Genomic DNA, 6,684 nt, shown 5'->3' with positions numbered 1-6,684 from the left:
AAGATCCTCGACTGGCGAACCCCGGCCGAGGTCTTCGAGGAACAGCTACGCTCACTACAACAGCCCGGTGTTGCATCGACCGGTTGAACTCGCCCTGTGCGGCGATGGCGGTGTTGACGGCCTGCGCGCCGTGCCCCGCCAGCGGCGGCCCGTTCTTGACCGGTTCCACGATTCCGTGGCCGTCCATCGGGGGCAGGTGCAGCAACATCGTGTACCTGGTCGTGCGTTCCACCAGCGTGCCGATGGCCGACTTGTTCAACCCGATGATCAGATCACCTTCCCAGTGTCCGGGCACCGCCCGGTCGGCGACCTCGGCCGGCCGCTGGCTGATCTTGACCTCGTCAGTCACGAACTTCTTGCCCCGGCCCTGCGTGCGGGCCCGTGGAACCCGCAACGCCCGCCCGGTTCGAAGACAGGCACTCAGCTCGCGTTTGAGTGCGCCCCGCCCTTGGACGTAGAGCGACTGGTAGATCGTCTCGTGGCTGATCCTCATCGACTCATCCTCACCGAAGTCGACCTTGAGCCGGTGGCTGATCTGCTCCGGGCTCCACGCAGTGCCCCAGCGTCGGTCCTGCCGACGGCCATGCCGACGTCCGACCCACGGCACGTTCGGCCCCGGGACCGGACGGCCCTCGGCATCGGTGACGGTGCCGGACAGGCGCTGCTCGACGTAGTCGCGCAGCTTCGGGTTCGTGGTGAGTTTGGCCGGCTTGGGGCGCTTGGCAGCCTGCTGCGCCTTCCACTGGGCCACCCCGGCGCGGTAGCCGCGCTGCGAGGCGCGGGTGGCTGCGTTGCGGCGCAGTTCGCGGGAGATCGTAGAGGGGTCCCGGCCGATCTGCCGGGCGATCTCACGCACCCCGTGGTCCTGCGCCTTCAGCAGCGCGATCTCCTCCCGCTCAGCGAACGACAGGTAGCGGCCGGTGGGCTCGGCCAGGCTGATCGGTGGCATCCCGCCAGCGTGTCGAAACCACCTCGTCCCGACCGGTGTCGACACGCCCACCTCGGCGGCCGCGTCCTCGCTGGTGACCCCGCTGGCGATCAACCGCCAGAACGTCCGCTCCACCGCACGAGAAGGCTCCGGCCGTCCGGGGGAACGCATCGCAGGCCGCAACGCGCGATCCGCCGCCCACTGCCGACGACCACCAGCCACCTGCTTGGTCGCTGCCTGCTTCGATGACCTTGCTCGTGACGCCACGAGACACCTCCTGATCGAGGTGTTGCGACGACCACTGGAATTCGCCTTGCGACCCGGCGTCGGAGTGGTGAATCGTCTTGTTTTGCAGGGGTTTGCCCTACCTGGCGCGGAGCGTCGCGGCCTGGGCGATGGCTCGTTCGACGAACGCGGTGTGCTTGGACGTCGAGCACTCCCAGCCGACGATCAGCCCGGCGAAGGCGTCGATCACGAACGCTGTGTAGCAGAACGCGCCGACGGCAAGGCGCACGTAGGTGAAGTCGGCGACCAGCAGCCGGTTCGGCGCCTCGACGGCGAACTGCCGGTTGACCAGGTCCGGCGCCCGGGCCGCGGCCGGATCCGGGATCGTCGTGCGGACCTTCTTGGCCCTGGTCGCCCCACGCCAGCCGTGCAGGCGCATCAGCCGCTCGACGGTGCAGCGCGCCACCTGGATGCCTGTGCGGTTCAGGTGGGCCCACATCTTCAAGCTTCCGTAGAGCGATTCCGGTGGTCGCCGGCCGTGCTCGTCGGGCTCGTAGTAGCCGGCCAGGACCTCGGTGATCGTGGTGTCCCACAGGGCCCGTTTCGACGGCGCCCGCCGGGCCCAGGCGTAGTAGGTTCTCGGGGCGATCGTGCAGCCCTGCGCAGACAGCGCAGTACAGATGGGAGCGACCCCGAACCGAGCCTTGTGCTCGGCGATGAACCGGCAGATCACCGCGGTCGCGGGTCGCTCTCCCGCGCGAAGAAACTCGTCGCGGCCTTGAGGATCTCGATCGTGCGTTCCAGCTCGGCGTTCTTGCGCTTCAGGTCACGGATCTCCCGCGCCGACTCCGACGACACCCCATCAGCCTGAGCGGTGTCGATCTGGGCTTGGCGGACCCAGCGGCGCAACGTCTCCGACGTCATCCCCAACCGGGCCGACACCGCCTTGATCGCCGCCCACTCAGAGGCGTAATCGTCAACATGCTCGGTGACCAGACGAACCGCCTTGGAACGGGTCTGCTCGTCGTACTTGCTCGGCATGAATGCCACCTTCCCAACGAAGGAGGTGTGCATCAAACCCGGGGTGGTTCAGACCTCTCGCGAAGTAAGGCCCAGTCGTGGTTCAGGCCCTCAAGATTCGCACCCGGCAACCGCAGTCAGCTCAAGAACGGGGAACAAGGGTCAGGTTCTCAACACTCGCAAGAGAACACCCTTGGGTGGCATGTCTACCTGCTTCGCGATCCTCGCACCGGAGCGGCGTCCAACAGAGTGGTGTATGGCAGGCCCTGGATGGACGTGGCGTAGACGCTAGGAAGCGGTCACGCGTGATCCTTTGGAAGACCTCTCACAGACTTCTGAGGGAGAACTACGCGATGACCGCGAACATGAGTATCGACCCTGCCGAGTTCCTGCACGACCAGATGGCGGCCGCGTCGCCGGATCTGCTGCGCGGCCTGCTCTCGACGTTCATCCAGGCGCTGACGTCGGCCGAGGCCGACGCGGTCTGCGGCGCCCCTACGGCCTGCCCAGCCACGAGCGGACCAACTCTCTCGTAACGGGTACCGGCACCGCGACTTCGACACCCGGACCGGCCTGTGGACGTAACGATCCCCAAGCTCGGGTCGGGTCGTACGTCTCGGACTGGTTGCTGGAACGACGCCGCCGCGCCGAACGGGCGCTGACCACGGTGGCGACCTGCTACCTGCGCCGCGAAGGCCGAGATCGAGTCCCTGCCACCCCAACTCGGGCATCTTGCAGCTGGCCGGCGCGGACGTCGAACGGCGGTGGAAGAATTGCCCCGCTCGAGTTGCGACGTTCGGTCATCCGGGCTATGGCCGTGATCACGATTCTGCCGATCGGCTCCGGGCAGCGAGCTTCGCCCGAGTCGATCAGCATCCGGTGGAGGACCGCGATGGCGGCCTGGTCGACGCTGCCTAGCTGGCTGAGCTGGCGCCGCCGAGGGTGGGGTACAGCTGGCAGGACTTCATGCCTGCACCGCTTACCGAGACCTGGACGGCCGTCGATCCACCGGCCTTGACGGTGTAGTAGTCCTCACCGCCGCCCACGATCTTGCCCGCGGCGCTTCGGCAGACGGCCGCCACGTAGGCGTCCTTCACGTCCTGGTCGTACTTGCTGGTGATCTTCCCCGTCACCGATGCGTCGTACTCCCCCGGCCGGTACTTGACCCCGCTGGCAACGAACGCCGACGACGGGTGCTCGTCCTTCTCCTTCTGCAAGACGTTCACCTCTGCCGTCACTTTCGCTACCTTGCCGCTCTTGATTTCGATCGGCGTGGTGGTGGCGACGGTCGCGCCGGCGCGAGCGATCGGCGCTGAGGTCTCCTGCTGGCCGAGCACCTCCCCCGCGGCGTCGTACGCCGCGAAGCTCACCTGCAGCGACGAAATCTGATCAGTGCCGTTCAGGATTACCGCGACCGCAGTGACGTAGTCGCCCGACTTCCCGAACCCGACCTCGGTGATCTTGAGCCCGCCCGCCGCCTTGGCCGACGGGCTTGTCTGTGTGCTCGGCGTCGCCGAGCTGGACGCCGTCGCGGTGGCCTGGTCGGCCTGCACATCTCCGCTGCTCGCCGTGGACCCCCCGCTGCAACCGGTGAGCAGCATTCCTGCCGCCGCAATTGCAGCCACGAGCTTCCCCGTCATATCCCCAACCCTTCATACGTCTCATGGGCACAGACGCTCGGCCACTACCGATGGCCGGGCACCCCGCTGGTCAACTACTTGCGAACTATCGCGCGAACCTACGACTCAGCAAAGTCGTAGGTACGGGTCACAGAACGCCACCGCGACGAGCGGACCCGGCGAGAACTCCGGCAACGCTGGACCGCAGACTCGTCGAACGCCGCGACCAGCAGTGGCAACTCGCCACGAACCTGGTTCGGTCTAGATCGGGGTGATCCTAGACGCACCGGCAGCGCCTTCGCGAACGACCTCCACTTCGCCAGCCAAGCCCGGGGCCGGCAAAGCGGGGCCGCTAATCCCTAAGGACATCACCGACCTCCTCACCTTCATGCAGGGGAGCGGCAAGATCGGCGATCTCGTCGACAGGGTCACAGACGAGCCGCCTTCGGCGCGGAGCGCGACCGCAGAGCGACTGTAGCCCGCGGCGGCCCTCGATCCAGTCGTCGTGCTGCTCGGCGAGCACGGCGCCGACGAGGCGGAATCTCAGTGCTGCCCAATTGGTTCGGTCGCCTCGGCTATCGCGGCCCAGACGGCCTTCTGCTCATCGTCTGCGTCCGCGAGCGATGCGATCGGTACGGCTGGATTCTTCATCATCGCCAAGGCATCATCTCGCGGCAGCTTCTTGTTGAACGTCGTCGAACGACGGAGTTGCTCGAGCATCCGTCTGCCGCGGTCCTCGGATGCCTTGCTGATAAAGCCGACATTTACAGCCATGGTCGTTCCCTCGGGTCTGACCCACATCGACCACACGGAGCGCTTCTCGCCACCAACGGAGTAGTAGAAGCCTGCTGACGGGTCTGCGCCTATCCCCCCATTGATGGTTGCGCCGTGCTCACGTGCGTGCTTCAACAGACTCTCTGCGAAGGCCCGCTCGCTCAGGTTTGTCACGCTACCTACGGCCTCATCGAGCTCTGTCGAGCTCCAATGGTGCGGACCACGCGCCTTGCCGTCCTTCGATGGAAGCTCGGTCCCATACGTGTTCGGCACCAGGATCTGTTGATCTCCAGCTTTCACCAGGCCGAGCTCGAACGCGATCAAGGTGACGGTCTCGGAGAGATGTCGCTCGAGGTACTCGATGATCTTCTGCAGTTCGGCCGTGATCGAGTCGACTGCCACCACGAGCCGGAAGCTGCCCTCGTCCAGCGTCTTGGCAAGGTTCGCCATGAAGCTATCGGCCAGGAAGTCGGGCCCCGCAGCCTCGCCCACCGCGTCGACGAGGCTGACATTGCCATCTGTACGACTCGCGAACGCCTTGGCGAAGTCGTCGGCAGAGAGTCGCTGGACGGCGCTGGCGTACGCGAAGATCTGTCCCACAACCGACCGCCGGCTCTCCGAACTGCTCGCCAGATTGCACTCGACCAAAGTGACGGCTCCGGCCTCATCGACACAGACGAGGTCGACGCGATTGTGATGATCCTCGGAGAGGCCGAATTCTTTAACAACAGCAGATCCCGCGCAGCCAGGGATCAACTCCGGGGAATCTGCGAGCAGTTCCTGAAGCATCTTCTCGGACTCCCATGAGGTCAACTTGGCCGGCACCCACTTGCCAGTTCCGACCTCCTTGATGAGCACCACCATCAGATGACTCCGCTCTCCAACGTCCATCGCGTGCGCGGCGGTAGCGCCGCGCCGAGGCGTGGCAGGATTCAACTGAGCTCATGCGCCGCTGTCACCTCAATGTACGGCCCCAGGCCCCAGGCGCGTCCGCCATGCAGTCAGACCGGGGACGTCAGCGAGCGGTCAACTCCTTGGCGAATCCCGACACCAGGTCAGGAGGCACGCTGCCGTAGGGAAGCATCTGGTCCTCTGAACCTTGATCGAGCTAGCCGATGACGTGGCCGGGCGCGGGTGGGCCGTCGTTCTATACGCGCGCAGATGCGGCGCCCCGTTCGATTGGCGTGCAGGGGACAGTCAACTCCTTGCGGCATGATCGGTCATTGTTGCTCTGACATTTTCGCAGGAATCAAGCGGCTGAATCTCCTTTTGAATCGATCGCTCCGACCCAGGCTGCCTTGCTCCAGATCTTGGGTGCACCGAAGGGCTTGCTCTCATGCCAAGAAGCGAAAGACGTCTGTCACCCGCCGCGAAACCCGCCCAGATCAAGCTTGCTCGCGCTGGCCTTATCCGGCTCTTCGCAGTTGAGGGTGTAGCGGCGGGTGGCGCGGGGGCGGTGGCCGCGTAGGGGTCGAGGTCTCCCGATGATGGGGGTTTCCTACGCCGTCCATCCGGAAGACCTCGACGTGCTTCACGCTACCTTCACCGGCCCTGACCTGACCACGTTCTGCCGTCTTGACGAGCTCGGCCTCGAAGTTGTCGGTCAGCGGCTCGAGCCGGACCGTGCCGTGCTGGCCTGCCGGGTGGTCGAGTCCGACCGATGGTTCGGCGTTGCGGTTGCGAAGGCGTACCCCGCGACACCGTGGTCCGGCGGCTGGCGCACGAGCCGCTGGGCTGGCGTCCCACCACGCTGCTGGTGACGATCCGTCGCTACCGGTGCGCCGGGTGCGGGCACGTGTGGCGCCAAGACACCAGCAAGGCCGCCGAACCACGGGCGAAGCTGTCACGTCGTGGGCTGCGGTGGGCGCTGGAAGGCATCGTGTGTCAGCACTTGACCGTGGCTCGTGTCGCCGAAGGCCTCGCGGTGTCGTGGAACACTGCCAACGACGCGGTCCTGGCCGAAGGCAAGCGCGTCCTGATCGACGATCCCGGCCGGTTCGACGGCGTGGCCGTGATCGGCGTGGACGAGCACGTGGTGCGCCACGAGGCGCTGTTGTTTCGGATGGAGGTGAGAGACCTGCATCGCTCGGCCGTCGTAGCGGTCGGGTGGAAGCTGGC

General features: G+C 66.0%; 3 protein-coding genes and 4 pseudogenes. 2 read left to right on the top strand and 5 right to left on the bottom strand.

The window, feature by feature from the left end; genetic code table 11:
- A partial coding sequence (locus tag EV648_RS42210; RefSeq protein ID WP_241996132.1) for an IS30 family transposase occupies nucleotides 1–1,099 on the bottom strand: 1,099 nt, incomplete at its 3' end.
- 196 nt (nucleotides 1,100–1,295) lie between these two features.
- Nucleotides 1,296–2,194, bottom strand: a pseudogene (locus EV648_RS42205) (IS3 family transposase); the annotation flags it as partial.
- 332 nt (nucleotides 2,195–2,526) lie between these two features.
- Here EV648_RS42205 and EV648_RS44650 point away from each other — a divergent pair.
- Nucleotides 2,527–2,858, top strand: a pseudogene (locus EV648_RS44650) (transposase); the annotation flags it as partial.
- A 229-nt stretch (nucleotides 2,859–3,087) separates the two neighbouring features.
- On the opposite strand, the gene EV648_RS42200 reads toward EV648_RS44650, so the two are convergent.
- From EV648_RS42200 to EV648_RS42195, 3 genes and pseudogenes are all read right to left on the bottom strand, one after another.
- Nucleotides 3,088–3,813, bottom strand: coding sequence for a hypothetical protein (locus EV648_RS42200; protein ID WP_132302096.1), 726 nt, complete (start codon nucleotides 3,811–3,813; stop codon nucleotides 3,088–3,090).
- A gap of 331 nt (nucleotides 3,814–4,144) precedes the next feature.
- Nucleotides 4,145–4,330 (bottom strand): annotated as a pseudogene (locus EV648_RS45555) (hypothetical protein); the annotation flags it as partial.
- 5 nt (nucleotides 4,331–4,335) lie between these two features.
- Nucleotides 4,336–5,430: a hypothetical protein gene (locus EV648_RS42195; RefSeq protein WP_132302094.1), complete on the bottom strand. Its 1,095-nt coding sequence runs from the start codon at nucleotides 5,428–5,430 to the stop codon at nucleotides 4,336–4,338.
- Between the two features lie 623 nt (nucleotides 5,431–6,053).
- On the opposite strand from EV648_RS42195, the pseudogene EV648_RS42190 reads away from it, so the two are divergent.
- Nucleotides 6,054–6,610 (top strand): annotated as a pseudogene (locus EV648_RS42190) (ISL3 family transposase); the annotation flags it as partial.
- Nucleotides 6,611–6,684 lie beyond the last annotated feature (74 nt).

Origin of the sequence: Kribbella sp. VKM Ac-2568 (assembly GCF_004345365.1) — a bacterium.
Taxonomy (GTDB): Bacteria; Actinomycetota; Actinomycetes; order Propionibacteriales; family Kribbellaceae; genus Kribbella; species Kribbella orskensis.
Note: the sequence above shows the minus strand (reverse complement) of the source record. Positions and strands in the feature narration are given on the sequence as shown.

What these genes read in the sequence shown, in the direction of transcription:
- EV648_RS42200 (WP_132302096.1), bottom strand. Translation starts at nt 3,813, where the DNA reads ATGACGGGGAAGCTCGTGGCTGCAATTGCGGCGGCAGGAATGCTGCTC.
- EV648_RS42195 (WP_132302094.1), bottom strand. Translation starts at nt 5,430, where the DNA reads ATGGTGGTGCTCATCAAGGAGGTCGGAACTGGCAAGTGGGTGCCGGCC.